Here is a 24,874-nt window from a genome sequence, read left to right as displayed (position 1 = left end):
CCGGTCACCTCGGGTACTTCGGGTTCGGCGCCGGCGGGTTGTCGCCGGTGACGGCGGACATGATGCCCAGCGGGTCCGAGCGGCTGATCGGGAAGGAGATCGGGTTGGTGATCCCCGCGCCCACACACATCGGCAGCATGTTGCGGTCGCAGAAGTTCTGCGCCGCGGCGAACTGGGTGAGCACCGTGGACACGTTGAGCCGGATGCGACCGCGCCGGTCGGGGCCGATGGTGTTGGACAGGTTCTGCATCATCAGCGGGACCAGGTCCATGAACTCGGCCAGCTGTGGCTGTTTGGCGGTCAACACGTCGCCGATGGCGTTGAGGTTGGTCGCGATGGTGCCCAGATCGTCGCCGTGCTCGGTGACGAACGTGTCGACCTGGTCGAGCACCACCTTGAGATCGGCCATGGGCGCGGCGATGTCGACGTTGGCGTCGGCCCAGGTGCTGCCGACCTGGCCGAGTTCGGTGACCATCTGGTTCAGCGACACCTGGCGCTGGTTGAACGCGGCCATCAGCGTGCTCAGGTTGTCCACCACCGCGGTGATGTCCTCGGCCCGGGCACCGAGCACGCCGGTGGCCGCGCTCAGGTTGTGCATCGCGGAGTTGAACAGCTTGCCCTGGTCGCGCCATTGGTCGGCGCCGCGGGACAGCACCGTGCCGAGGTCGCCCTGCTGCGGGCCGATCGCCGAGGTCAGTGTGCTCAGGCTGCCCAGCATGGTGTCGAACGTGATCGGGGAGTGGCTGTGCTCGGCGCCGATCACGTGCCCGTCGGCCAGGGTGGGCCCGGAACCGCTGTAGGCCGGGCCCAGTTCGACACTGCGGTCACTGATCAGGGCCGGGCTGACCACGTAGGCCTCGGGCTCGGCGGGCAGTGTCACGTCGTCGGGCAGTGTCATGGTGACCCGCACCGTGGTGCCCTGTGGCGTCACGGCGGTGACCCGCCCCACCGGTACCCCGAGCACGGTGACCTTGCTGCCCGGGTAGATACCGTTGATGTAGCCGAAGTCGGCGTGCACGGTGCGGGCCCGGTCGGTACGGCCGAAGACGTACCAACCGCCGGCGGCCAGGCACAGGATCGTGAGGATCGCGATCGCGGCTCTGCGTTTCATCGGCACTCCCGCTGGACATTGACGAAGCACAACAGGTTGTCGGGCATCACCACGGACGGCGAGTTGACGTCGGCCCAGGTGCCGTTGCCGGTGGCGTTGGTGACCGCGCGGATCGCCGGGGGCATGTTCTGCAGGGTCTGGTCGATCTTGTCGACGTTGTCCTTCAACGTGCCCGTGACGGCAGTGAGGCCGGTGATCAAACTGCTGAAATCCGCTTGCTTTTCGGTGTAGATCGCAGCCAGGTGGCGCATGATCGCGGTCAGGTTGTCGACGATGTTCGTCAGGGCCTGGCGGCGGGCGGCCAGCGAGGTCACGATGTACTGGGCATTGGCGGCGGTGTCGGCCAGGGAATCGGTTTGGTTGGACAGCATTTCGGCCATCTTGCGGCTGATCCGCAAGATCTCGTCGATCTTGTCCCCGTTTTCGGCGAATGCCGAGCTGGCGGCACTGATCCCGGCCAGGGCCTTGCCGAGTTCGGCGCGGTCGCCGGGCATGGTTTCGGTCAGGGTGGACATCATCGCCGTCAACGGTTGTTGGTCGACGTGCTCGGCGGTGTCGGCGGCCTTGCGCCCGACCTCGTCGAGGCTGTACGGAACAGTGGTGCGCGACAACGGGATCACATTGGAATCCACCCCGTTGATGGTTCCGGCCGGCATGACGTCCAGGAAGCGCTTACCCAGCACGGTCCGCAGCCGCACGGTGACGGTGGTGCGGTTGCCCAAGGCCTGGGCCTTGTCCAGCCGGAAGCCGATACGCACCCGGTCACCGGCCAGCGCCACTGTTTCGACGCGTCCGGCCGGCACCCCGGCCACGTACACCGGTTCGCCACTGGTCAGGCCGCTGGCGTTGGCCAGCTCGGCGACATAGGCGTTGGTCCGCACGTGGTAGACCGCTCGGGGAATCCCGATCGCGACGACCATGATCGAGACCAGGGTGATGGTGCCGATCATGCCTAGTGCCAAGGGAATTGACGGGTTGTGCTTGCGCTGATCCTTGATGAAGAGAAAGATCACCGCGCCGACGAAGAGGTCGATCAGCTTGACGAGGAACATCATTTACAGACACACCTCGGAATGCGTGTAGCCGAAGATGTTGGCTTCGTGGCTGGCGACCTTCAGGGTGAAATTGCACAGGTACAGGCTGACGAACCCGCCGTAGCTCGTCGTGCGGTTGATGGCATCGCCGAACTCCGGTAGCCGGGTCAGCAGTTTTGTGAACTCGTCGCTGTTGGGCTGCCAGGTTTTCAGCATGGCGTCGAGGTTGGTGATGGTTTCTCCGTAGGCCGCGCTGGAGGTGTTGACCGTATTGGCCAGCGTGGCCAGCACGGCGTTGCCCTGGTCGATGAGTGTCTCGAACTGCCGGTCGCCGGAGGCCACCGCGGCGCTGAGCCGGTTGAGCCCGCGCAGCATCTCTTCCAGTTGGGGCGCCCGGCTGTTCATGGTGTGCATCAGCGTCGACATGTTGTCGATCAGCTGGGTGAAAATCCCGGCGTTGTTGCTCAATGAGCCTGTCATCGCGGCGATCTGGGTGAGCAGCGTGGTCAGCGTCTGCGCCTGCCCGCTGAACGTCTCGACAAATCCCCGGGTCAAGGTGTTGACCTGGTCGGGGGACAGCGCGTCGAACAACGGTTTGAATCCGTTGAGCAGTGCGGTCAGGTCCACCGCCGGGGAGGTCTGGGCCAGCGGGATGACGCCACCGGCGGCCAGTCGGGCCGGCGGTTCGTCGGTGGACACGTCGACGATCGCCCCGCCCGGGTCCGACAGTGCGACGTAGCGCGCGCCGAGCATGTCGCCGTACCGCACGGCGGCGGTGACGTTGCCGGTCAGCGTGAAGTCAGAGCTGACCTCGATGTCGACGTCGGCTCGGCTGGTGCCGTCGGAGTTGGGGGCGAACCGGATCGAGTCCACCCGTCCGATCCGAATTCCGTTCATGGTCACCGGGTTTCCGACGTTGAGACCCTCGACGCTGCTGAACTGCGCCTGATAGGTGACGGTGCTGCCGCGCACCGGCACCGACAGGGTGTTGACCACCAGCACTGCGCTGAGTACGCCGGTTGTGCTGAAGGCGCCCAGCTTGGCCCACGACTGCCACCGACCGTTCCGCTTCATGAGACCTGTACTTCCGTGCCACGCACCAGCGGCCCGAGCATGAGGACCGTGGCGATATTGGGTTGGGCCGTGGGGCTGCCGTTCGGCGGCACCAGTTCGTCCTGGAGCACCGCCAGGGCGTGCGCTTCGCCGTCGGCGTCGACGACGGAGCTCGCGGGCGCAACCTCGGGGATCGATGGTGCGGGTGCCGCCGGGATGGCTTCCGCCGGAAGCAGTTCCGGCGGCGGGGTGGGAGCGGGCGCCGACGGGATGGGCGCGGATGGCGGCAGCCCGGGCCCTGGCGGCAGGTGGGAGTGCACCGGCAGGTGCGGTGCGGGCGGGGTGAACGGCGTGACGGGCAGGTCGGCGGCCGGGCGGGCGAGCACATCGGCGGGCTGTGTCGGGACGTCGCCCGACGGTGCGGATTCGGCGCACCGGGCGCCCTGGCTGGTTCCGTAGACCGGACAGTCCTTCAGCGAGTACGGCATCGGCCCGGCGAAGGTCGCCACCGCGGTGATGTTGAACTTGCCCGTGGCGAACACCTTGGCCCCGGCTTCACCGAAAGCCTGTGCCCCGGCCAGCGTGTCGACCAGTCCGAGTGGCTGCGCCGCGGTGGTGGCCATGATCTTGCCGGCCGCGTCGACCACGGTGATCAGGTGCTCGCGGTGATCGGACAGGAACGAGGTGAGCACCGAGGAGAACCGGGCGAAACCGTCGATCGCCGAGGCGAACTTCTTCTGGTCGTCGACCATCCGGTTGGAGACCGAGGTGGCCGCCGACAGCGTGGAGATGATGTCGGGGGTGGCGGTGTTCAGCGAGGCCATCACATCGCGGAATTGCGGTGTGGTGTCGAGGAATCGCAACAGTGACGGGGTCAGTACCTCGGTGCTGGCGCTCAGGTTGTCGATCGTGGTGCCCAGTTCGGTGCCGCGGTTGCGCAGTGACTGGCTGATCGCGGTGAGGGCGGTCTGCATGCGTTCGGGCTTGATCTGGGAGAACAGGGCGACGACCTTGGTGAACACGTCGTAGAGGGCCATCGCGTCGGGGCTGTCATCGACGGCCACGGTGTCGCCGGCTTTCAGGCCGGTTCCCGATCGTTGGCCTTGCGGGTCGACGAGTTGCAGGTAGATGTCGCCGAAGAAGGTGCGGGGCACGATGCGGGCGACGGCCGAGGACGGGATGATGCCGAGGCTGTCGGGTTCGATCGCCAACCGGACCCGGGAGGTGTGGGTGCCCGATTCGATGTCGGCGATGTGCCCCACGTTGACGCCGTGGTAGCGGACCGGAGACCCGCCGGTGATCAGGCCGGCCGACACCGGGACACCGACGTACACGTCGGCGGTGCGCTCGAGCTGCCCGGAGGCCCGGGCCACCAGCAGGGCTGCCACGGCCGCGGCCACCGCCACGGCAGCCAGGCCGCGCAGCGCCAATCGCACCCGGCCGGGTTCGGCGCGCCGGCTCATATGCCCATCCCCGGGATCTCGGGGACCAGGCCCCACAACGCGAAGGTGAGCAGCACGTCGAGGATGCCGACGGCCAGGATCGCGGTGCGCAGCGCGCGGCCGGCGGCCTGGCCCACCCCGGCGGGGCCGCCGGAGGCGAAATAGCCGTAGGTGCAGTGCACCAGGGCCACCACGATCGCGAAGACGATCGCCTTGATCCCGGAGTACAGCAGGTCCTGTGGTCCCAGGGCGAGGTGGAAGAAGTAGTCGTAGGTGCCGGGGGAGGCGCCGTTGAAGAACACCACCACGGTGCGGGTGGACAGGTAGCTGGCCAGCAGTCCGATCATGTAGATCGGGATGACGCAGACGACCGAGGCCAGCACCCGGGTGCCGACCAGGTAGGGGATGGAGCGCAGCGCCATCGCGTCGAGTGCGTCGATCTCGTCGGAGATCCGCATGGCGCCGATCTGCGCGGTGAATCCGGTACCGACCTTGGCGGCCAACGCGATTGCCACCACCACCGGCGCCAGTTCGCGGGTGTTGGCGATCGCGGCCAGCATGCCCGAGAGCGTGTTCATCCCGACCAGGTCCAGCCCGCGCTGGGTTTCGACGCCCAGCATCATGGCCGCGGCCAGGGACATGGCGAACACGATCCCGATGGTTCCGCCGCCGGACAGTAGCGAGCTGGTGCCGAAGGTGACTTCACCGATCTGGCCCAGGGTGTGCTTGCGGTAGCGCACCAGGGCGTAGGGCAGCGACCCGATGACCTTGGCGTAGAACGTCACGTGCTGCCCCGCGACGGCCAGGGCGTCGAAGCCCGCAATGACTGGTCGTGAAACCCGGTGCAGGGCAGCCCCACTGGTGACGGCGGTCATCAGTAGTTACCCACTGCCGGCACCACCACGGTGTACAGCGCGGACATGGTGGTGTTGAGGATGAAGACCAGCGCGAACGCCAGCACCACGGCCTCGTTCACCGCGTTGGCCACACCGCCGGCGCCGCCCTTGGTGTGCAGGCCCTTGAATGTGGCGACCAGCGTGGAGGTGAGCCCGAAGACCGCCGATTTGATCAGGGCCATCACGAAATCCGAGACCTGCCCGTACTGGCTGAAGGTGGCCAGGAACGTTCCGGCGGGCAGATGCTGCACACTGATGTGGTAGAGGTAGCACGCCATCACGCCGCCGAACGTGACGATCGAGCAGAGCGCCAGCGCCACGATCACGGCGGCGATCAGACGCGGGGCGACGAGGCGCTCGATCACGTCCAGGCCCATCACCTCCATCGCGTCGATCTCTTCGCGGATGGTGCGGGAACCGAGGTCGGTGCAGATCGCCGACCCGGCGACCCCGGCCATCATCAGTGCGCACACCAGGGCCGCGGCCTGGCCGACGATGATGAAGGCCACCACGGCGCCTGAGTAGCCGCCGGCACCGATGCGCCCGGCCAGCTCGCCCACCGACACCGCGATGAACACGCCGATGGGCATCATCAGCAGCAGGGCCGGGCCGGTGCAGACCCGGCCGATGAACAGGGTCTGGTGGACGACCTCTTCGAGCACCAGGCGGCGACGGAACAGCGCGGTGACGACGCTGACGAGCGCCTGCACCGAGAAGCCGAGCACGTAGCCGCCCTGGACCAGGACGTCCCGCATGGGGCCCTTGGGCGCTGGTAGCTCGTAGGTCATCGAGTTCCTTCCGCGATGTGGTGGCATGCGCGGGGCCGAACCGGTGACCACCGGTTGTGCTGGGCACGGTTTCGACCCCCCGGTCGCCTGTGGAGCATGTCACATCCTGCGGCGTCGCCGCAAGGATTAAGTGAATGCCTATTCTCGAGCTCGTTGCTCCTGTCTTATGAGGTCGAGAACAGTTCTAGCCCCGTATTTGTGATCATTCGATCGTGTTATGGCATCCGGGACTCAACTCGGCGTGTCGCATCGGCGCGCCGCGTCGAATCACCATTAACTTAGCCTCCACAGGGTTGCCGAGCTGAGGTGGTGTCGGTATGGCGGGTGGGGTCGGGGAACGTCAGGTCACTCGTCGGTCGTTTTTGGCCGGCACGGCGACGGCCGGAGTGGCCGCCGCCGCATTGAGCGGCCCGGGATCCGCACGTGCCGCGCCGGGCTCCACGGTGGCGATATTCGGCGCCGGGGTGGCGGGTCTGACCGCCGCCCATGAACTGGCCGAGCGGGGCTACCGGGTCACGGTGTTCGAGCGCAAGGCGCTCGGTGGCAAGGCGCGTTCCATCGCGGCTCCGTCACCGACGGGCAGTCCGCTGCCGGCCGAACACGGTTTCCGGTTCTTTCCGGGCTTCTACCGCAACGTCACCGACACGATGCGGCGTATTCCGTTCGCCGGCAACACCTTCGGTGTCTGGCAAAACCTGACCCGGGCCACGTCGTATCTGCATTCGGGGCTGGGGCGGGCGGATCTGACCATCCCCCTGCCGTTTCCGATCCCGACGCTGCCCAATCCGATCACGCCCAAGGCGTTCGTCGAGTCGGTGGCCGCGGTGTTCCAGACGTTGTTCCGGTTGCCGCCGCTGGAGGCGGTGTACGCCGCGCAGAAGCTCGCGGTGTACGTGACCAGTTGCGACGAGCGCAAGCTCGGCCAGTGGGACAACATGACCTGGGAGAAGTACATCGGCGCGGACCACAAGAGCAAGGAGTACAACCGCTACCTGGCCGACGGAATCATCCGCAACCTGGCCGCCTCCAAATCCAAGGACGCCAGCGCGCATTCGATCGGGTTGGTGGGCGAGGCCTCGGTGTGGTCGATCCTGCTGCTGGGCAACGACATCGACAACAAGGGTTTCGACCGGGTGCTCAACGGACCCACGAGCCTGCAGTGGATCGATCCCTGGGTCAGCCACCTGCAGTCGCTGGGGGTGACGTTCCGGCTCGGGCAGGCGTTGGCGCGGCTGAGCACCAACGGGCGCCACATCGCGTCGGCCACCGTGGTGGACGGCAACGGGGTGGCCCAGCCGGTGGTCGCCGACTGGTACGTCTCGGCGGTGCCGTGCGAGAAGCTGGCCGCGGTGCTGACTCCCGAGGTGATTGCCGCCGATCCCAAGCTGGCCTCGGTGGCGGCGTTGCGCACCGAGTGGATGAACGGGTTGATGTTCTTCCTCCGCGAGCGCGTCGACGTCACCAAGGGACACGTCAACTACGTCGACTCCGGGTGGGGTCTCACCTCGATCAGCGAGGCACAGTTCTGGAAGCGGCCGCTGACCTCCTACGGGGACGGCACCGTCAGGGATTGCCTGTCGGCGATCATCTCGGACTGGAGTACCCCGGGGAATTTCAACGGACTCAGCGCCCGGCAGTGCACCCCGCCGCAGATCGCCGCCGAGGCCTGGGCGCAGATCAAGGCGCACCTCAACGACACCGGCACGGTGGTGACCGACGCGATGCTGCACTCGTGGTTCCTGGACCCGTCGATCATCGACTCGGGCACGCCCAACGTGCGCAACGACGAACCGCTGTTCATCCAGGACCCCGGGTCGTGGGCGCGGCGGCCGGAGGCGGTCACCGGGATCGACAACTTCTTCCTGGCCGGCGAGTGGATCAAGACCGATCAGAACGTCACCACGATGGAGGGGGCCAACGAGGGCGGCCGGTACGCGGCCAACGGGGTGTTGATGGCCTCGGGCTACAACGGGCCCAAGGTCAAGGTCGTCGAGCTGTTCCAGGCGCCGTGGTGGGGCCCGTTCAAGGCGGCCGACAAGGCGCGGTACCGGGCCAGGCTGCCGCACGCGCTGGACATCGCCGACACCCGCTGGCCCACGTGATTTGGGTGTGTTCAGCGGCGCTCACCGCCGCTGAACACACCCAAATCACACGCCTACGATGGCCCGGTGACCTCGGTACCCGTGCTGGCCATCGCCGGACACCTCGGCGCCGGTAAGACCACGCTGCTCAACCACCTGCTGCGCAATGGCCGCGGGGTCCGCATCGGCGCGCTCGTCAACGACTTCGGCGCGGTCAACATCGACGCCATGCTGGTGGCCGGCCAGGTCGACGCGATGGCCTCGCTGTCCAACGGATGCATCTGCTGCGCGGTCGACGGCGACGAAGTCGGCGAGATGCTGGGCAAGCTCGCGGCCGTCAAACCCCGGCTGGATCTCATCGTGGTGGAGGCCAGCGGGGTGGCCGAGCCGGCCGCCCTGGCCCGCACCATCATCACCGCCGACGACTCCCGCTTCCACTACGCGGGCCTGGTCCTGGTCGTCGACGGCCTGCAACCCGACCTCGGCCACGGGGTGCCGGTCGCCGATCTGGTGGTGCTCAACAAGGCGTCCTCAGGTCCTGACGCCGAAGGCCTGCGGGCGCGGATCCGCGAGCTCAATCCCCGGGTTCCGGTGTTGTCCACCGACTTTGCCCGGATCGACCCGGAGCTGCTGATCGACCCGCCGGAGCGGGCGCCGCAGGCCCAGCTGTCGTTCGACGAGTTGTTGTGCGACGAACATGACCACGCTCATCCGGAGTATCAGAGCGTGGAGTTCCGCGGCGACACCCCGCTGAACCCGCGGCTGTTCATGGAGTTTCTCCGGGATCGCCCCCTCGGGCTCTACCGCGCCAAAGGTTTCGTCGACTTCGGTGCGCAGCGTTTCCTGCTGCAGCTGGTCGGCAGCTCGCTACGGTTCGAGAAGCGGCGGTCGGGCGGCACCGAGTTGGTACTGATCGGCACCGGGATGGACACGCAGGCGCTGCTGGCCGGGCTCCAGCGCTGCGTCGGTGAACCGGCCGACGAGAACGCGATGCTCGGGGTGCTCAAATTCGTGGTGTAGCCGGCCCGGCTATCCTTGCCACTTCCCGGAATCAAGGAGCCGCATTGTTCAAGGTCAACGAGTACTTCGACGGGGACGTCGCCTCGATCGCCTTCGAGACGCCCCAGGGGCGGGCCACCGTCGGGGTCATGGCCGTCGGCGAATACGAGTTCGGCACCTCCCAGCTGGAGATCATGCAGGTGGTCTCCGGCGCGCTGACTGTCAGGCTGCCGGGGCGCCAGGAGTGGGAAACCTTCGAGGCCGGAACACAATTCACCGTGCCCGCCGACAGCAAGTTCCAGGTACGGGCCGACGGTGAGACGGCCTACCTGTGCGAGTACCGCTGACGTCACCCCGTCCCCCTCTGCTGCGCCGTTTCCTACCGCAGGGCTGTTCGGCGTCGCTCGTCACAACCCAGGCGCAGAAATCGGCGACCCGCGAGCGAGTGTGCAGATCACCCGGTTCGGGTAATCAGCAAGCCATGCGACCGATCACCCTGGCCAAAACGACCACCGCGGCATTGACCACTGCGCTCGTCGGCGGCCTGGCCAGCAGGCCGGCCCAGTCCAAGTGGTACGAACGGCTGCGCAAGCCGTCGTTTCAGCCTCCGCGACAAGCATTTCCGATCGTCTGGCCGATCCTGTACGCCGATATCGCGGTGACCTCGGCTCGTACGCTCGATACGTTGCGCGCCGACGGCCGAGCAGACCAGGCCCGCGTCTACACCGCGGCGCTGGGCGTCAACCTGGCCGTCAACGCCGCCTGGTCATGGGTGTTCTTCTCCCGGCGTCAACTGGGCGCCGCAGCCGTCACCGCCGCCGCGCTGACCGTCAGCAGTGCGGATCTGACCCGTCGTGCAGTGTCGGCCCAGGGCGCGCCCGGCGCGACCCTCGCGCCCTACCCGCTGTGGTGCGCGTTCGCGACGGCGCTGTCCACCAGCATCTGGATGCTCAACCGCCCGATCAGCTGAACGGCTTGCGCTGATCCAACCGACGTGACGCCAGGCCGGCGCCACGCCACACCCGGGCGATCCAGTCGTCGTCCTCTTCGGTGACCAAATTGCCCATCACCCGCACGGCGATGCGCATCAGCGTGGTCGAGCGCAGTGCCACCGGACCGGTGGCCGGCAGGAACCGCGGCAGGGTGAGCAGCAGTGCCAGGCGCCGGGCCACCGAGAACCCGTGCGCGTAGTGCTCTTGCAACACCGTCGGCCAGACCTGCGAGTAGTCACCGGAGCCGAGCAGCTCGGCGGCCAGCCGGCCGGTCTCCAGCCCGTAGTCGATGCCCTCGCCGTTGAGCGGGTTGACGCAGGCCGCGGCGTCGCCGACGAGCATCCAGTTGGGGCCGGCCACCCCCGACACGGCGCCCCCCATCGGTAGCAGGGCCGACAGCGCGGCCCGCGGTTCGCCGGTGAATCCCCACTCCGCGCGGCGCAGGCCGGTGTAGTAGGACAGCAGCGGCCGCAGGGCGGCGTGGGCCGGTCGTTTGGCCGTCGCCAGCGCGCCCACGCCGATGTTCACCTCGCCGTTGCCCAGCGGGAAGATCCAGCCGTAGCCGGGCAGCACCTGCCCTTCGGGGGAGCGCAGCTCCAGATGCGAGGTGATCCACGGCTCGTCGCCGCGGGGAGTGGCGATGTAGCCGCGGATGGCGGTGCCGTAGACGGTTTCCTTGTGCCAGGTGCGGCCCAACATCCGGCCCAGGGTGGAGCGGGCGCCGTCGGCCACGATCAGATCGGTGCAGCCGACGGCGGCGCCGTCATCGAGTTGTACCGACTCGACGCGACCGCGCGAATTATGGGAAACCCCAACAGCTTTGGCGCCCAGATGCATTTTGGCACCGTCATCGGCGGCGACCGACCGGATCCGGTCGTCGAGTTCGGTGCGCGGAACCGCGCTGGACGTGGACGGGAACGACGGCCCGGGCCAGGCCACCTCGACGTCGGCGCCGAACCCCGACATCCGCAGCCCGTGGTGCCGAATTCGGGTGTCGAGCCACGGCGCCATACCGAGCCGTTCCAGCTCCGTGACCGCCCGCGGGGTCAGCCCGTCGCCGCACGCTTTGTCCCGGGGGAACTGTGCTGCGTCGAGGACGAGCACGTCACGCCCGGCGCGCGCCGCCCATGCCGCGGCCGCCGACCCGGCCGGCCCGGCGCCCACGACGACCACGTCTGCCTTGATATCCATTGCTCCCAGTATGTTGGACGAATGAGGACACCAGCGACTGTGGTGGCGGGAGTTGATTTCGGGGACCCGGCGTTCGCCGCGGACGTCCGGGACAACGTGGCCAGGATCGAACACCTGATGTCTGACGAGCTGGGCAAAGCCGATGAGCTCATGGCCGAGGCCGTTCAGCATCTTTTCCAGGCCGGCGGCAAGCGGTTCCGCCCGCTGTTCACCGTGCTCGCGGCGTCGTTGGGACCCCGGCCCGACGATCCGGAGGTGACGATCGCCGGCGCCGTCATCGAGCTGGTGCACCTGGCCACGCTGTATCACGACGACGTGATGGACGAGGCCCAGATGCGGCGCGGGGCGCCGAGCGCCAACGCCCGGTGGGGCAACAACATCGCCATCCTGGCCGGCGACTACCTGTTCGCCACGGCGTCGCGGCTGGTGTCGCGGCTGGGGCCGGACGCGGTGCGTGTGATTGCCGACACATTCGCCCAGTTGGTGACGGGCCAGATGCGCGAGACGCGTGGGGCGGCCGAGCATGTCGACTCCGTCGACCACTACCTCAAGGTGGTCTACGAGAAGACCGCCTGCCTGATCGCGGCCTCGGGCCGCTTCGGTGCGACGTTCTCGGGTGCCGATGACGAGCAGGTCGAGCGTCTGCACCGGCTCGGCGGCATCGTCGGCACCGCATTCCAGATCTCCGACGACATCATCGACATCGACAGCGATCCCGACGAGTCGGGCAAGGTTCCCGGCACTGACCTGCGCGAGGGCGTGCACACCCTGCCCGTGCTCTACGCACTGCGCGAGGCCGGTCCGGATGCCGAGCGGTTGCGTGATTTGCTGGCCAAGCCGGTGGAGCGGGACGAGGACGTGGCGGAGGCGCTGGCGCTGCTGCGGCGTTCGGCCGGGATGGTCCGGGCCAAGGAGAAGGTGGCCGAATATGCCGCGCAGGCCCGCGACGAGCTCGCCAGCCTGCCGGCCGGCCCGGGACGCGACGCGTTGGCCACCCTGGTGGACTACACGGTGAACCGTCACGGCTGATCTCGGCCGTGAACCGTCACGGCTGTTTCCGGAACCCTGCCGGGTAACTGAGCGTTTAATCAGCGAAGGTTGCCGAGTGGTTGCCTGGTAGGAGGAAGCTGCGATGACCTGGAATCCGCACGCGAACCGGATCAAGACGTTCCTGTTGCTGGTCGGCATGTCGGCGCTGATCGTGTTCGTCGGTTCGCTGTTCGGCCGCAACGTGATGTACCTGGCGGTGCTGTTCGCCGTCGGCATGAACGTCTACGTGTACTTCAACAGCGACAAGATGGCGCTGCGCGCGATGCACGCCCAGCCGATCACCGAGGTGCAGGCGCCCGAGATCTATCGAATCGTCCGGGAGCTGGCCACTACGGCGCACCAGCCGATGCCGCGCCTGTACATCTCGGACACCGCCAATCCGAACGCGTTCGCCACCGGTCGCAACCCGCGCAACGCCGCGGTGTGCTGTACCACCGGCATTCTGCAGATCCTCAACGAGCGTGAGCTGCGTGCGGTGCTCGGCCACGAGCTGTCCCACGTCTACAACCGTGACATCCTGATCTCGTGTGTGGCCGGCGCGATGGCGTCGGTGATCACGGCGCTGGCCAATATGGCGATGTTCGCCGGAATGTTCGGCGGTAACCGGGAGGGCGGCAATCCGCTTGCCATGCTTCTGGTTTCGCTGCTGGGCCCGATTGCGGCCACGGTGGTGCGGATGGCGGTGTCGCGTCAGCGTGAGTACCAGGCCGACCAGTCCGGCGCCGAATTGACCGGTGACCCACTGGCATTGGCCTCGGCGCTGCGCAAGATCTCCGGTGGCGTCGAGGCGGCCCCGTTGCCGCCGCAGCCGCAGCTGGCCGATCAGGCGCACCTGATGATCGCCAGCCCGTTCCGCGCCGGCGAACGCATCGGCAAGCTGTTCTCGACCCACCCCCCGATCGCCGACCGGATCCGTCGGCTCGAGGACATGGCCGGCCATGACGGGACAAGCCCCGGCCGCTTCTAGGTTTCATCCCCGCCACCCCTGCACCGCGTTCGTCCCCCTGCACCGCGAGCGGCGCGTCGGCTCCGCGACGCGCCGCTCGTCGGCAGCATTTTGAGCACGCTCACACCGCCTCGCCCCCCTTCGCGGAGGGGCCCACATACGCGACTGACCAACTTGCCGCCCCTGGAGCAGATCTTCACCGGCTACGAAGGTGGCTGGCCGGGGAGTTCGACAGCCTGATCAAGGATCTGCGTGGAATCGGGTACGCGCCCATCACTTTCGACGCGGCCGACGATCTGACCTACTGGCGGGCCCGAGATCCCGGGCCGGTCGCCACCTGGGGCGTGGTCACCAAGGACGAGGCGGTCGGCTTCGACTTCTCCCACGAATATCGCGGCGCGTCGAGCAAGCATTTCGCGTTCGATTGGCATCCAGAGCGCTGACGGCGGCCGCGAGCGTGCGTGAACTGCTGCCCGAACACGGTGTGTGGGCAGCAGACACGCACGCTCGCGGTGCTGAGTGCGGTGCTTGAGTTATGCCGCGTCAGCGAGGGTTTCGACGTGGGTGGGTGTCACCCGCAGCACGCCGGCGCTGGCGATGTCGTAGAACAGGCCGATCACGTTGACCCGCCGCGCCAGCGGATGTGACTGCAGGGTCTGCACCTGCACCGCGATGTTGACCATCGACAGTTGGTCCACGGTGCCGAACCCGGCCTCGGCGGCGGACAGTGCCACCGGGTGGCGACCGCCGTCGAACGCTGCCAGCGACGGGTCGCCGTGGGCCAGCCAGGATTTCAGGTGCTCATCGCCGTCGCCTGCCTTGTCCAGCATCGCGGTCATCGCACCGCAGCTGGAGTGCCCGCACACCACGATCGAGGACACGTTGAGATTGTCGACCGCGAACGCGATGGCGGCTTCGATCGAGGCGTCGGCCTGGCCGGCGGGGACGATGTTGCCGACGTTGCGCACGGTGAACAGGTCGCCCGGCCCGCTGCTGGTGATGACGTTGGGCACCACCCGGGAATCGGCGCAGGTGAGGAACAGGGTTTCCGGGTTCTGCGTGTGGGTCAGATCCTGCAGGTGCGGGCGCAGCACCGGGGCGGTACGCCGGTGGTAGGCGGCGAGCCCGTGAAGCACCGACGGGGTCTCGTTCGGCTGCCAGGAACTCCACGGCACCACACCCGACCGCTTGTCGAACGGGGTGAAGTTGCGGATCGGCGGTCCCAGCACCGCGCTGTCCATCTCGACGGCGCCCAGGTCGTGCAGCTCGACATTGTTGCCGGCGGCGCGGTGCTGGCGGCACCAGTCCTCGATGGCCTGATGGGCGGCGTGGTCGATGAAGTCCACGGACAGTTCCACCGTCGCATCGGCGTCGGCGGGCACGGTGGCCAGGGTCTTGGTCAGCTTGGGCAGCGACAGGAAGGTGCAGGAGCCCTCGATGGTGACCAGCCAGTCCTGCGCGCCGGCCGGCTCGGCATGAATCTTGGTCCGCACCACTCGCCACACCGTCAGCGCGATCGCCAGCACCAGGCCGATCGCCACACCTTCGAGCAGGTTGAGGAACACCACGCTCGCGATGGTGATCACGTAGACCGCCAAATCGCCGGTGAGCCTTGCGGTTTCGATATGGGCGCGATTGACGAGCCGCAGGCCGATCATGATGAGCAGGCCGGCCAGGGCCGCGGTGGGGATCATCTGTGCCAGGCCGGCGAACGGTACGGCGAAGGCCAGGATCCACACGCCGTGCATGATCGCCGAGGCCCGGGTGCGCGCACCGGCGGCGACGTTCGTGGAGCTGCGCACGATGACACCGGTGACCGGCAGTCCGCCGACGGCCCCGGAAGCGATGTTCGCGGCGCCCTGGCCGATCATCTCGCGGTCGAAGTTGGTGCGGGGTCCGTTGTGCATGCGGTCGACAGATACGGCCGACAGCAGGCTTTCCACGCTGGCGATGAGCGCGACGGTCAAGATGCCGCCTGCGAAGGCGGCCCAGTTGCCATCGGGCAGGCTGGGCAAGGCCAGCGCGTCGATCAGCGATTCGTTGATCTGAATCCGGCTGACATCGAACGGTGCCAGCACCGACAGGACCGTCACGCCCACGATCGCGACGAGCGGGGCCGGGACTTTGTTGATCGGGGCAGGCACCCAGCGCCACCCCACCAAGGTGACGATGACCAGCAGGCCCAGCAGCAGGCCGGGTCCGTGGGCGCTCATCAGCTGGGCGGGCAGCTCGGAGATGTTGGCCCAGGCCGAGCTGTTGGAGCTGCCGCCGAGTAACACATGTACCTGCTGCAGGGCGATGGTGATGCCGATACCGGCCAGCATCGCGTGCACCACGACCGGGGAGATCGCCAGCGCGGCCCGTGCCACCCGGCTCAGCCCGAACAGCACCTGCAGCACGCCTGCGCCGACGGTGATCGCGCACGTCACCGCCCAGCCGAACTGGCTGATCAGGCCGGCGACCACCACCGTCAGGCCCGCGGCCGGCCCGCTGACCTGCAGGGGGGACCCGCCCAGTGAGCCGGCGACGATGCCGCCGACGATGGCCGCGATGATGCCGGCCAGCACCGGGGCGCCGGAGGCCACGGCGATACCCAGTGACAGGGGGAGGGCGACCAGGAACACCACCAGCGAGGCAGGTAGGTCGTAGCGCAGGACGGACCTGGCCCGTTCCGCGAGTTGTGCGGTTTGCTGCATTGCGCGCCTCCGGGGGGAGTTGGTGATGCGACGGCTCGCCCCGTTGCGGTCCGCGCAAAGTTATTGACGTCGTCGTCGGTAGACGACTACTGAAAGGTGTTGAAGCGCAGAGCGACACAAGTCCAGTCGCGGACCTGCCGCGGCTCGGCTACACCCAATTGCTGTGAGCGAGCGTATTTATCGCTGTGAGCAGCGGCAAGGAAGTTTGCCGCATGCATAGAGAACCCAAATGTTTCAGGCGCGTATCGCGTATCCGAATGTGCCTGGTAGGCAGCGGGAATCACGCCGTACCGCGATCGAGCCAGCACCAAATGTTCACCTGGATGTTTGAAAAGGTATGTATTGCAGGCCTTCTGGCGCCGCGTCACGTGGTATGTCGAAAGTGACCCACGTCATATGAACGTGGCGACAACAAGCATTGCCTTAGAACTCCATATGAACTCCGTGACAACGGTCTGTGTACTGCTCACAATGGGAATATGACGACGATGTCGGTTTCTCCCCGGGCTCAGCAGCCGCGGCAGGCCATCCTCGGACAGCTGCCCAAGATTCACCGTGCCGACGGGTCGCCCATCCGCGTGTTGCTGGTTGACGACGAGCCGGCACTGACCAACTTGGTCAAGATGGCCCTGCACTACGAGGGCTGGGACGTGGACGTGGCGCACAACGGTCATGACGCCGTGGCGAAGTTCGACGAGATCGAACCCGACGTGGTGGTGCTCGACATCATGTTGCCGGACATCGACGGTCTGCAGATCCTGCAGCGGGTCCGCGAGGCCGACGGCTACACGCCCACGTTGTTCTTGACCGCCAGGGATTCGGTGCTGGACCGGGTCTCCGGGTTGACGGCCGGCGCCGACGACTACATGACGAAGCCGTTCAGTCTCGAGGAGTTGGTGGCGCGGCTGCGTGGTCTGCTGCGCCGGTCCAGCCACACCACGCCGCCGTCGGAGGAGATCCTCAAGGTCGGCGACATGGTGCTCGACGGCGCCAGCCGCGAGGTCACTCGTGGTGGCGAGCCGATCAATCTGACGGTCACCGAGTTCGAGCTGCTGCGGTACCTGATGCGCAACCCGCGCCGGGCGCTGAGCCGGGCCGAGATCCTCGACCGGGTCTGGAACTACGGGTTCGGCGGAAAGTCCAGCATCGTCGACCTCTACATTTCGTACCTGCGCAAGAAGGTCGACACCGACCGGGAGCCGATGATCCACACCGTGCGCGGGGTCGGTTACATGCTGCGGCCCGCGCCGTGATCCGTTAATGCCGCTCAGACGATGGGGGCCGCGCTCACTGCGCCGACGATTGGTGCTCGGGGTGAGCGCGATCGTCACGGTGGTGTTGTTCGCGGTCGGCGTGCTGTCGGTCTACAGCCTGCACACGTATGTGACGACGATGAGCGATACCGAGTTGTCGCGGTCGCTGGCGGCGTTCAGCCACTCGTATGACAAATTGCTGGAAAGTCAGGCCGGGCACGAAGCCATCGCGGACGCCGAGGCGCTCACCGCGTTCGTCGGACAGGCCCCCGGCAATCTGATCGCGGTGCTGCACAACGGCGAGGTGGTCCAGTCGGCGGTGTTCTCCGACAACGAGCCACACCCGGCTCCGGTGGCGGTGACCCAGGCGCTCGACCAGTACAACTGGGCCGACGAGCATCCCCGCACCGTGAAACTGCCGGTGCTGGGTGCCTACCGGGTGTCCAGTCAGCCCGCCGACAACGGCGACGTGCTGGTTTCGGGGGTGTCGCTGGACTCGGCGAACACGGTGATCGCCCGCAAGACCGTGACGGTCGCGGTGATGATCGTCATCGCCCTGATCGTCACCGCCCTCGGCACCATCGCGGTGGTGCGCTACTCGCTGCGGCCGTTGAGCCGGGTGGCGGCGACGGCGGCGAAAGTCGCCACGTTGCCGTTGGACGGTGCCGACCACCGCATCACCACGCGGGTGCGCGACAAGGACACCGATCCGGACACCGAGGTCGGTCTGGTGGGGGAGACGCTCAACCAGCTGCTGGTCAACGTCGACAGCGCGCTGGCCGCGTTGGCGGCCTCCGACCGGCGTACCCGCCAGTTCCTCACCGATGCCAGCCATGAGCTGCGCACGCCGCTGGCGGCCATCCAGGGCTATGCCGAACTGACCCGCCAGGACAGTGCGAACCTGCCGCCCACCACCGAGTACGCGCTGGCCCGTATCGAGGCCGAGGCGCGGCGGATGACCGGCCTGGTCAGTGACCTGCTGTTGCTGTCGCGGTTGAGTGAAGGGCAGGAGCTGGAGACCGACGACGTCGACCTGAGCGATCTGGCGGTCGACGCGGTCAACGATGTGGCGGTCGGGGCGCCCGAGCACCACTGGGTGGCCGACCTTCCCGACGATCCGGTGTGGGTGCGCGGAGATCTGGCCCGCCTGCACCAGGTGCTCAGCAATCTGCTGACCAATGCGCGGATGCACACTCCGCCCGGCGTGACGGTCACCGTCGCGTTGACCGAGACCGATGAATTCGCAGAATTGACGATTACCGACGACGGTCCGGGAATCGATGCCGAATTGTTGCCAAATCTATTCGGACGGTTTGTCCGGGCCGATAAATCTCGGTCCCGAGAATTGGGTAGCACGGGTTTGGGACTGGCCATCGTGGCGTCGATCGTGGAGGCCCATCACGGTACCGTCGCTGTCGCCTCAAGGCCTGGTAAAACCGTGTTTACGGTGCGAATTCCACTGGTCGGCAAGACGGCACCGCCGGTGGCCGGTCTGCGGAAGATGTGAATTGAACCTGAATATTCTTTGGCGTCAAAACCGTATGCGTTCCTTCGTATGTGTTCACTATGAGTTGATGGACCCCGAAGAATTGTCTGCCTAGGCTGAAACATATTCAGCAGAAAGCAGGTAGTTCAATGAGGAACACCGTCAGAAATGCCTTTGTCGCCACCGCCGCGGCCGGCCTCGCCCTCGGTGCGCTGGCTCTGGCCGGACCGGCCGCGGCCGCGCCCGGTGGGACTGGCTCAGCCGAGCAGACGATCAAACAGTTGCAGGACGAGGGCTACCGCGTCATCCAGAGCCGGGTGGGCAGCGGATCGCTGGACGACTGCAGCGTCAAGGCGGTCCGTCCGGGGCGGGACATCACCGAGCTCAAGGCCGCTCCGCGGGGCAACACCGAGGAGCGGGTCCGGTACACCACGGTGTACGTCGACCTGGCCTGCGGACAGGACAAATAGCGCGATCCCGGTGCGGTGGACCGCTTCCTCGCACCGGGTTAGGGTGACGGCGTGCTGAGCAGAGTGCTGATCGGGCTCGTGGGTGCCGCGTCGGCGGTGATGGGCGCGGCCGGGGCCGCGCATGCCGACCCGTCGGCGCCACCGGCCGTCCCCAACGTGAACGCGTACGCACCGGTGAAAACCTCGGAATACGCGGTGATGGACAACAACTGGTACGCGTTCGGTGCCCCCGACGGCATCACCTGCGTGCTGCAGCGCACCGGAAGCTACGGCTGCAGCGGGCCGATCCCGGCCGCACCCAACGGGGCCAACCTGGTCAGCGGCGGGCCGGGAGTGCCCGGGTTCGCCAGTTCGCCGGCCCCGGTGTTCGCCGTCGTCGGCGAGGCCAAGCCGCTGCCGCCGAACTCGCGGATCAGCTACCAGACGGTCAGCTGCGGCACCGACGGGGTGAGCACCTCGTGCATCGACGGGCGCAATCAGTCGGGCTTCGTGATCAGCCCGTCGGGCAGTTTCGTCATCGGTGAGCAGGAGTCGGACTTCAAGCCCACGTTCACGATCGGCTGAGGCTCGCCGGGGCGGTTTCGAGGTCGAGCAATCGTTGTAGGCCGGCTCGGTCGCGGCCCTGGGCGACGCCGAGTGACATCAGCAGGCGGGCCCGATGTGGTGACAAGCCCGGTGCCAGCGAGGCGCCGGCCGCGGTCAGGGTTGCGACGCCGCCGGGGTAGCCGTAGCGCGGCGCGACCCGGGCGTCCGGTGCGCGGGTCGTGATGACGACAAGCGTTCCGTCCGAGAGCAGCTCGCACGCGGCGGCGGCCTGGCCGGGCGGCAGGTTGCCGGCCCCGTTGGCGGCGATCACGACGGCCGGTTGTCCTGCACCCGCGTACCGCAACACCGCTCCGTCATCGCCCAGTGCGGCGACGATGACGGGGACGGGTGCGATCGGCGCGGCCGGCGCGCCATAGGCGTTGCCGCGAGGGATGTTTCGGAACCAATCGATTTCACCACCACCCACCACGGCGATCGGTCCGCGGCCGGGTGCGTCGAAGGCGTCGCGGGCCACCCCGGACACCTTGAGCACTTCGCGCGCGGCGAAGACCTGTCCGGAGAAAACCACGACCGGGTCGGCGCTGATTCCGGAGGTGGCGACGGTCAGTGCGTCCGCGAGGTTGGCGGTCCCGTCGCTGTCGGGTCGACCCCCGGTGATCATCGAGCCGGTGACGACGACTGGAACCGGCCACCGGTTGCGGTAGGCCAGCCAGGTCGACACCTCTTCGATCGAATCGGTGCCGGTGGTGATCACGACACCGCCGACGCCTTCAGCGACGAGCGCGCCGATGCGTGCCACGAGCCGCTCCAGCAGTCCGAAATCGACTTCCGAGCCGCCGATGAGCGCGAGATCTTCGGCACCGCCGAATCCGTCGACGCGTTGTGCGAGCGCGGCGGCATCGGTGAAAGGCACTGCCCCGGAGGCGGTTTCGTGCATCGATATGGTGCCGCCGAGACCGATCAGCCGGATGTCGCTCATCGGTCGGCGCCGTCCAGCGGTGTGGTCACGATCAGTGTGTTGTAGTCGGGGATCGGTGCATCCTTGGGGATGCGCCCGATGCTCTGGGCCCAGCGGGCGCGGTCGGCGAGGTCGCCGGCGAGTTCGGGGCCGAGCCGGGTGGTGAAGTCGAATTCTCCGACGACGTCGGCGATCGCCCGCTGCTCGAGGCCGGTCGCCTTGGCGACCGCGGCCAGGGCTGCCGGATCCCGCTCGGTCAGTGGCGTATCGGCTTTGCGGACGGCGGCCACGAACTGCTCCAGTGCCGGCTCGCGGGCAGCCAAGGTGTCGGCATTGGTCAGGTAGAAGCTGTGCTGCTGGTATTTGTTGCTGCCCTGCAGTTCGATCGCGTCGTCCCCGAGCGCGTCGAGCACCTTGGCGATCACGGGTTGGAACACCGCCACGACGTCCACATCGTGATTGGCGATCGCGGTGACGATTTCGGATGGGCCGGTCTGGATCAGTTCGGCGTCGACATGCGCCTCGGCCAGGAAGCTGCTGGCGAAGTAGTGTGCGCTGCTGCCGAGCGGCACCGCGACCTTGCGTCCGGCGAGGTCGGAGATTGTGTTGATACCAGCTGATCTTCGCGCGACGAAGCGGCCTTCGGTCCAGCGGGCGCCATCCGCGATGATCCGTAGGTCGGGATTTTTCAGCGCGGCGGCCGAGGTTGGCACGTCACCGCCGTTGGAGACGTCGATCGCGCCGCCGGCCAGCGCTTCCAGTGCTGCAGCGCCGGTCGGGAAGGGCACCACCTTGACCGTGAGTCCGGTGTCCTCGAGGTAGCCGAGGTCCTGCGCCACCGGCACCTGTGACCAGCTCGGGTCGACGACCCAGCCGACGGTCAGTGGCTGCTGCGCAGCATCGGTGCCGCCGCCGCATCCGGTGAGCGCGCCGGCCACGGTTAACATCACGGCGGCTGCGGTGGCGATCGGTCGTAGTTTCACGTGTGGTCTCCAGTCGGTTCGGTGATCGGGCCCGGGTCGGGGCGGAGCCGGGCGTGCAGGCGCCGCCGTAGCTGGGCGTATCCGCTGAACTCGGCGACGCGGTCTGCGGGCCGTGGTCGGGGCAGGGGATTGTCGAGCTGGTCGACGATGGTGCCGCCGGAGCCCATGATGACGATGGACGAGGCGATACGGATCGCCTCGTCCACGTCGTGCGTGACGAAAACGATGGTGGTGCTGGTCTTTTCCCAGAGGTTGATGGCGAGGTCCTGCATCTGCATGCGGGTCAACGCATCTAGTGCGCCGAACGGTTCGTCCATCAGCAATACCTGCGGGCTGTTGGCCAGCGCCCGGGCGATGCCGACGCGTTGGCGCATGCCGCCGGAGAGTTCGTGAGGTAGTTTGGTGGCCACCTCGGCAGGTAGCTCGACCGCGTCGAGCAACTCCGCAATCCGATCACGTCGTTGGGCGCGAGGAACTTTCGCGGCGCGCAAGGCGAACCTGATGTTGCCGCTGACGGTCGCCCAGGGGAACAGCACGTCGCGTTGGAAGACCACGCCGCGTTCGCGGCTCGGCCCGGTGATCCGGGCACCGTTGAACGAGACGTGGCCGGTGGACGGGCGGACAAAGCCGGCCATGCAGTTGAGCAGGGTGGACTTGCCGCACCCCGACGGGCCCAACAGTGCGTGGAAGGATCCGGCCGGCACCGTCAGATCGAGCCGGTCGAGAACCGTTTTGCCACCGGGATATTCGACGCTGATCCCGGCCGCGGTGATCCCGGCGGCCGTCATGCCTGTTCCTTGGCCCAGCGGACCAGCGCTCGGGTGGCGCGGTGGAACAGCTGGTCGGCCAGCGCGCCGACGAGTCCGAGCGCGACGAGGCAGGCGAACAGCCGGTCCGGTTGGCTGAACAGCCGGGCCTGGTCGAGCCGGAACCCCAGCCCCTCGGCGACACCGGCCTGCTCGGAGGCGACGATCAGGATGAGTGACATGGCGATGCCCTGCCGCAGGCCGGTCAGGATGAAGGGCAGTGCCGCGGGCAGCACCACCGAGGTGAACACCTGGTGCCGCGGAGCGCCGAGGCAGGCCGCCACGCGCAGGTAGTCGTCGCGGGTCGAGGAAATGCCGGTGTGGGTGTTGACCCACACCGGGAAGAACACGCCGAGACTGGTGAGGAACAGTTTGGATTCCTCGCCGATGCCGAACCACAGGATGGCCAGCGGTACCAGGGCAATCGCTGGGATCGGCCGGATGACCTGGATGGTGGGTTCCATGAGCACCCGGGCGGTTCGGCTGCGGCCGGTGAGGGTGCCCACCACGATCGCCAGGGCCGAGCCGACCAGGAAGCCGCTGAGTGCGCGGCGGAAGCTCGCCGTGGCGTCGTCGAGCAGGGTGCCTTCGACGTACATCGCGCGGGCAGCGCCGGCGACGTCACCCGGCGAGGGCAGCAGCGTGGGTGAGAAGACCTCCAGTCGGACTAGCAGATCCCAGGCGACCACGACACCGACCAGGCTCAGTAGTGCGGCGAGCGCGAGGAGGTGTCGGGACGGTGCAGCGGCTGTCCGGGCGGGCCGCGCCGCCAGGGTGGCGCGGGGCTTGAGAATGGTCATCGTGCGACCTGTGGCGAGGTTGCCATCGCGAGTCCCTTCGTGCCGCTGACATGCACGGACGGTCACGGTAGTGCGATACCGACAGGGTCTCGGTCCGGCTCGGTCTGCGGTCGGCCGCGTCCATGTCATTGCGCCAGTTGGGCACGGCGCTGTACTGCAGAAAGGCCGGCCGATAGCGGCAATGCGCCACCGGCCGGCTGTGGTGACCGGTTGCGATCAGGTTGATTTCAAGGGCCGGGGTTCAGAACCCCGAGCCGTGCACCTCGTGGCCGGGTTGCTCGGCCGCCAGGCCGCGGTAGGCGTCCTCCACGGTGCAGCCGTGGTTGATCACCCCGTCCACCTCGCGGGCGATGGGCATGGGCAGGCCGTACCCGTCGGCGAACTCCATGATCACGCTGGCCGCCTTGACTCCCTCGGCGACCTGGTTCATCGAGGCGGTGATCTCCTCGATCTTCTTGCCGGCACCCAGTTGCTCGCCGACGTGACGGTTGCGGCTGCGCTGGCTGGTGCAGGTGACGATGAGATCTCCCATGCCGGCCAGCCCGGCGAAGGTGTCGCGCTGCCCGCCCATGGCCTCGCCGAGCTTGGCCATCTCCCGGACCGCCCGGGCCATCACCATGGCGCGGGTGTTCTCCCCGATGCCCAGCGAGTAGCCCATGCCGACCGCGATGGCGTAGACGTTCTTGAGCGCCCCGGCCATCTCGACACCCACCACGTCGTCGGTGGTGTAGGTGCGAAACCGCTTGGTGCGGAACAGTTCTGCGAGCTTGGCCGCCTGGTGCTGATCGGGCATGGCCAGCACAGCGGCCGCGGCGTAGCCTTCGGCGACCTCGCGGGCGATGTTCGGCCCGGCCAGGATGCCGGCCGGGTGCCCGGGCAGCACTTCGTCGACGATCTGGCTCATCCGCTTGTTGGTGCCCTGCTCAAGGCCCTTGACGAGGGAGACCACCGGGACCCACGGCCGCAGTTCACGGGCCAGTTCGGTGAGCACCCCGCGGAAACCGTGCGACGGGACGCCCATCACGATCACATCGGCACAGTTCGCTGCTTCGCTGAAATCGGTGGTGGCCTTGAGGTTTTCGGGCAGGGCGACGTCGTTGCCCAGATAACGCGAGTTACGCTGCCGCGCGTTGATGTCCTCGGCGGTCTCCGCCGAGCGCACCCACTGCAGGGTCGGCCCGCGCCGGGCGCAGATCGAGGCGACGGTGGTGCCCCAGGAGCCGCCGCCGAGGACGACGACGTTGGGTTCGCGTTGCGCTGGTGCCATGGCGATCAGGGTATTGCCGAGACGCG

Annotated in this window: 23 protein-coding genes and 1 pseudogene; 11 read left to right on the top strand and 13 right to left on the bottom strand. The window is 67.6% G+C overall.

The genetic code is table 11. The features are described from left to right. Nucleotides 1–4: 4 nt before the first annotated feature. The 6 genes from FR943_RS22685 to FR943_RS22660 are packed head-to-tail and all read right to left on the bottom strand — an operon-like array spanning nt 5 to nt 6,324. A complete protein-coding gene (locus FR943_RS22685) occupies nt 5–1,111 on the bottom strand; it encodes an MCE family protein (protein ID WP_217160527.1) in 1,107 nt (368 codons plus the stop codon). Then, nucleotides 1,108–2,166 (bottom strand): MCE family protein, encoded by a 1,059-nt coding sequence (locus FR943_RS22680; protein ID WP_308170631.1) that lies wholly within the window; start codon nt 2,164–2,166, stop codon nt 1,108–1,110. The genes FR943_RS22685 and FR943_RS22680 overlap by 4 nt, the downstream gene beginning before the upstream one ends. Then, entirely contained in the window at nt 2,167–3,219 is a 1,053-nt protein-coding gene (locus FR943_RS22675) for an MCE family protein (RefSeq protein WP_217160526.1), read from the bottom strand. After that, nucleotides 3,216–4,661, bottom strand: coding sequence for an MCE family protein (locus FR943_RS22670; RefSeq protein ID WP_217160525.1), 1,446 nt, complete (start codon nt 4,659–4,661; stop codon nt 3,216–3,218). Before FR943_RS22670 ends, FR943_RS22675 begins: the two co-directional genes overlap by 4 nt. Further along, nucleotides 4,658–5,515 carry an MlaE family ABC transporter permease gene (locus FR943_RS22665; protein WP_217160524.1) on the bottom strand — a complete coding sequence of 286 codons (858 nt, stop codon included), beginning with the start codon at nt 5,513–5,515 and terminating at the stop codon, nt 4,658–4,660. Before FR943_RS22665 ends, FR943_RS22670 begins: the two co-directional genes overlap by 4 nt. After that, entirely contained in the window at nt 5,515–6,324 is an 810-nt protein-coding gene (locus FR943_RS22660) for an MlaE family ABC transporter permease (protein WP_217160523.1), read from the bottom strand. Before FR943_RS22660 ends, FR943_RS22665 begins: the two co-directional genes overlap by 1 nt. Before the next feature lie 317 nt (nt 6,325–6,641). On the opposite strand from FR943_RS22660, the gene FR943_RS22655 reads away from it, so the two are divergent. The 4 genes from FR943_RS22655 (at nt 6,642) to FR943_RS22640 (ending at nt 10,374) form a co-directional block, all read left to right on the top strand. Continuing rightward, a complete protein-coding gene (locus tag FR943_RS22655) occupies nt 6,642–8,426 on the top strand; it encodes a hydroxysqualene dehydroxylase (protein WP_217160522.1) in 1,785 nt (594 codons plus the stop codon). A gap of 66 nt (nt 8,427–8,492) precedes the next feature. Beyond that, nucleotides 8,493–9,425, top strand: coding sequence for a CobW family GTP-binding protein (locus FR943_RS22650; protein WP_308170630.1), 933 nt, complete (start codon nt 8,493–8,495; stop codon nt 9,423–9,425). Nucleotides 9,426–9,469: 44 nt separating this feature from the next. Then, a complete protein-coding gene (gene ppnP, locus FR943_RS22645; RefSeq protein ID WP_217160521.1) occupies nt 9,470–9,751 on the top strand; it encodes a pyrimidine/purine nucleoside phosphorylase in 282 nt (93 codons plus the stop codon). A 134-nt stretch (nt 9,752–9,885) separates the two neighbouring features. Beyond that, nucleotides 9,886–10,374, top strand: a complete 489-nt coding sequence (locus FR943_RS22640) for a TspO/MBR family protein (RefSeq protein ID WP_217160520.1) — start codon at nt 9,886–9,888, stop codon at nt 10,372–10,374. Here FR943_RS22640 and menJ read toward each other — a convergent pair. Continuing rightward, complete coding sequence (gene menJ / locus FR943_RS22635; protein WP_217160519.1) at nt 10,367–11,587, bottom strand: menaquinone reductase MenJ; 1,221 nt, start codon at nt 11,585–11,587, stop codon at nt 10,367–10,369. The two genes, FR943_RS22640 and menJ, sit on opposite strands and share 8 nt — an antisense overlap. Before the next feature lie 21 nt (nt 11,588–11,608). Between menJ and grcC1 the strand changes: the two genes are divergently transcribed. The 3 genes and pseudogenes from grcC1 to FR943_RS22620 all read left to right on the top strand — a co-directional run. After that, nucleotides 11,609–12,616, top strand: coding sequence for a nonaprenyl/(2E,6E)-farnesyl/geranylgeranyl diphosphat synthase (gene grcC1, locus FR943_RS22630; RefSeq protein ID WP_217160518.1), 1,008 nt, complete (start codon nt 11,609–11,611; stop codon nt 12,614–12,616). 103 nt (nt 12,617–12,719) lie between these two features. Next, nucleotides 12,720–13,604, top strand: coding sequence for a zinc metalloprotease HtpX (gene htpX, locus FR943_RS22625; RefSeq protein ID WP_217160517.1), 885 nt, complete (start codon nt 12,720–12,722; stop codon nt 13,602–13,604). Nucleotides 13,605–13,766: 162 nt separating this feature from the next. Continuing rightward, nucleotides 13,767–14,020 (top strand): annotated as a pseudogene (locus FR943_RS22620) (DUF1326 domain-containing protein); the annotation flags it as partial. 96 nt (nt 14,021–14,116) lie between these two features. Here FR943_RS22620 and FR943_RS22615 read toward each other — a convergent pair. Further along, a complete protein-coding gene (locus tag FR943_RS22615) occupies nt 14,117–16,279 on the bottom strand; it encodes a SulP family inorganic anion transporter (protein ID WP_217160516.1) in 2,163 nt (720 codons plus the stop codon). 479 nt (nt 16,280–16,758) lie between these two features. On the opposite strand from FR943_RS22615, the gene FR943_RS22610 reads away from it, so the two are divergent. The 4 genes from FR943_RS22610 to FR943_RS22595 all read left to right on the top strand — a co-directional run bounded on the left by FR943_RS22610 (nt 16,759) and on the right by FR943_RS22595 (nt 20,052). Continuing rightward, nucleotides 16,759–17,532, top strand: a complete 774-nt coding sequence (locus tag FR943_RS22610; RefSeq protein ID WP_217160515.1) for a response regulator transcription factor — start codon at nt 16,759–16,761, stop codon at nt 17,530–17,532. A 7-nt stretch (nt 17,533–17,539) separates the two neighbouring features. Continuing rightward, nucleotides 17,540–19,039 carry a sensor histidine kinase gene (locus FR943_RS22605; protein ID WP_217160514.1) on the top strand — a complete coding sequence of 500 codons (1,500 nt, stop codon included), beginning with the start codon at nt 17,540–17,542 and terminating at the stop codon, nt 19,037–19,039. A 128-nt stretch (nt 19,040–19,167) separates the two neighbouring features. Continuing rightward, on the top strand, nt 19,168–19,488 hold the full coding sequence (locus tag FR943_RS22600) for a hypothetical protein (RefSeq protein WP_217160513.1): 321 nt from the start codon (nt 19,168–19,170) through the stop codon (nt 19,486–19,488). Nucleotides 19,489–19,539: 51 nt separating this feature from the next. Beyond that, nucleotides 19,540–20,052, top strand: coding sequence for a hypothetical protein (locus tag FR943_RS22595; RefSeq protein WP_217160512.1), 513 nt, complete (start codon nt 19,540–19,542; stop codon nt 20,050–20,052). Here the strand turns inward: FR943_RS22595 and FR943_RS22590 are convergent. The 5 genes from FR943_RS22590 to FR943_RS22570 all read right to left on the bottom strand — a co-directional run bounded on the left by FR943_RS22590 (nt 20,039) and on the right by FR943_RS22570 (nt 24,848). Continuing rightward, entirely contained in the window at nt 20,039–21,013 is a 975-nt protein-coding gene (locus FR943_RS22590; protein WP_217160511.1) for an asparaginase, read from the bottom strand. The genes FR943_RS22595 and FR943_RS22590 overlap by 14 nt on opposite strands. Next, a complete protein-coding gene (locus tag FR943_RS22585) occupies nt 21,010–21,975 on the bottom strand; it encodes an ABC transporter substrate-binding protein (RefSeq protein ID WP_217160510.1) in 966 nt (321 codons plus the stop codon). Before FR943_RS22585 ends, FR943_RS22590 begins: the two co-directional genes overlap by 4 nt. Beyond that, the gene (locus FR943_RS22580) at nt 21,972–22,763 is read right to left on the bottom strand and encodes an ABC transporter ATP-binding protein (RefSeq protein ID WP_217160509.1); all 792 of its coding nucleotides are present in this window, start codon (nt 22,761–22,763) and stop codon (nt 21,972–21,974) included. Before FR943_RS22580 ends, FR943_RS22585 begins: the two co-directional genes overlap by 4 nt. Continuing rightward, the gene (locus FR943_RS22575; RefSeq protein ID WP_217160508.1) at nt 22,760–23,581 is read right to left on the bottom strand and encodes an ABC transporter permease; all 822 of its coding nucleotides are present in this window, start codon (nt 23,579–23,581) and stop codon (nt 22,760–22,762) included. Before FR943_RS22575 ends, FR943_RS22580 begins: the two co-directional genes overlap by 4 nt. A 241-nt stretch (nt 23,582–23,822) precedes the next feature. After that, a complete protein-coding gene (locus FR943_RS22570; protein WP_217160507.1) occupies nt 23,823–24,848 on the bottom strand; it encodes an NAD(P)H-dependent glycerol-3-phosphate dehydrogenase in 1,026 nt (341 codons plus the stop codon). Nucleotides 24,849–24,874: the final 26 nt, after the last annotated feature.

Source organism: [Mycobacterium] fortunisiensis, from assembly GCF_019050325.1.
Lineage (GTDB): Bacteria > Actinomycetota > Actinomycetes > Mycobacteriales > Mycobacteriaceae > Mycobacterium > Mycobacterium fortunisiensis.
Note: the sequence above shows the minus strand (reverse complement) of the source record. Positions and strands in the feature narration are given on the sequence as shown.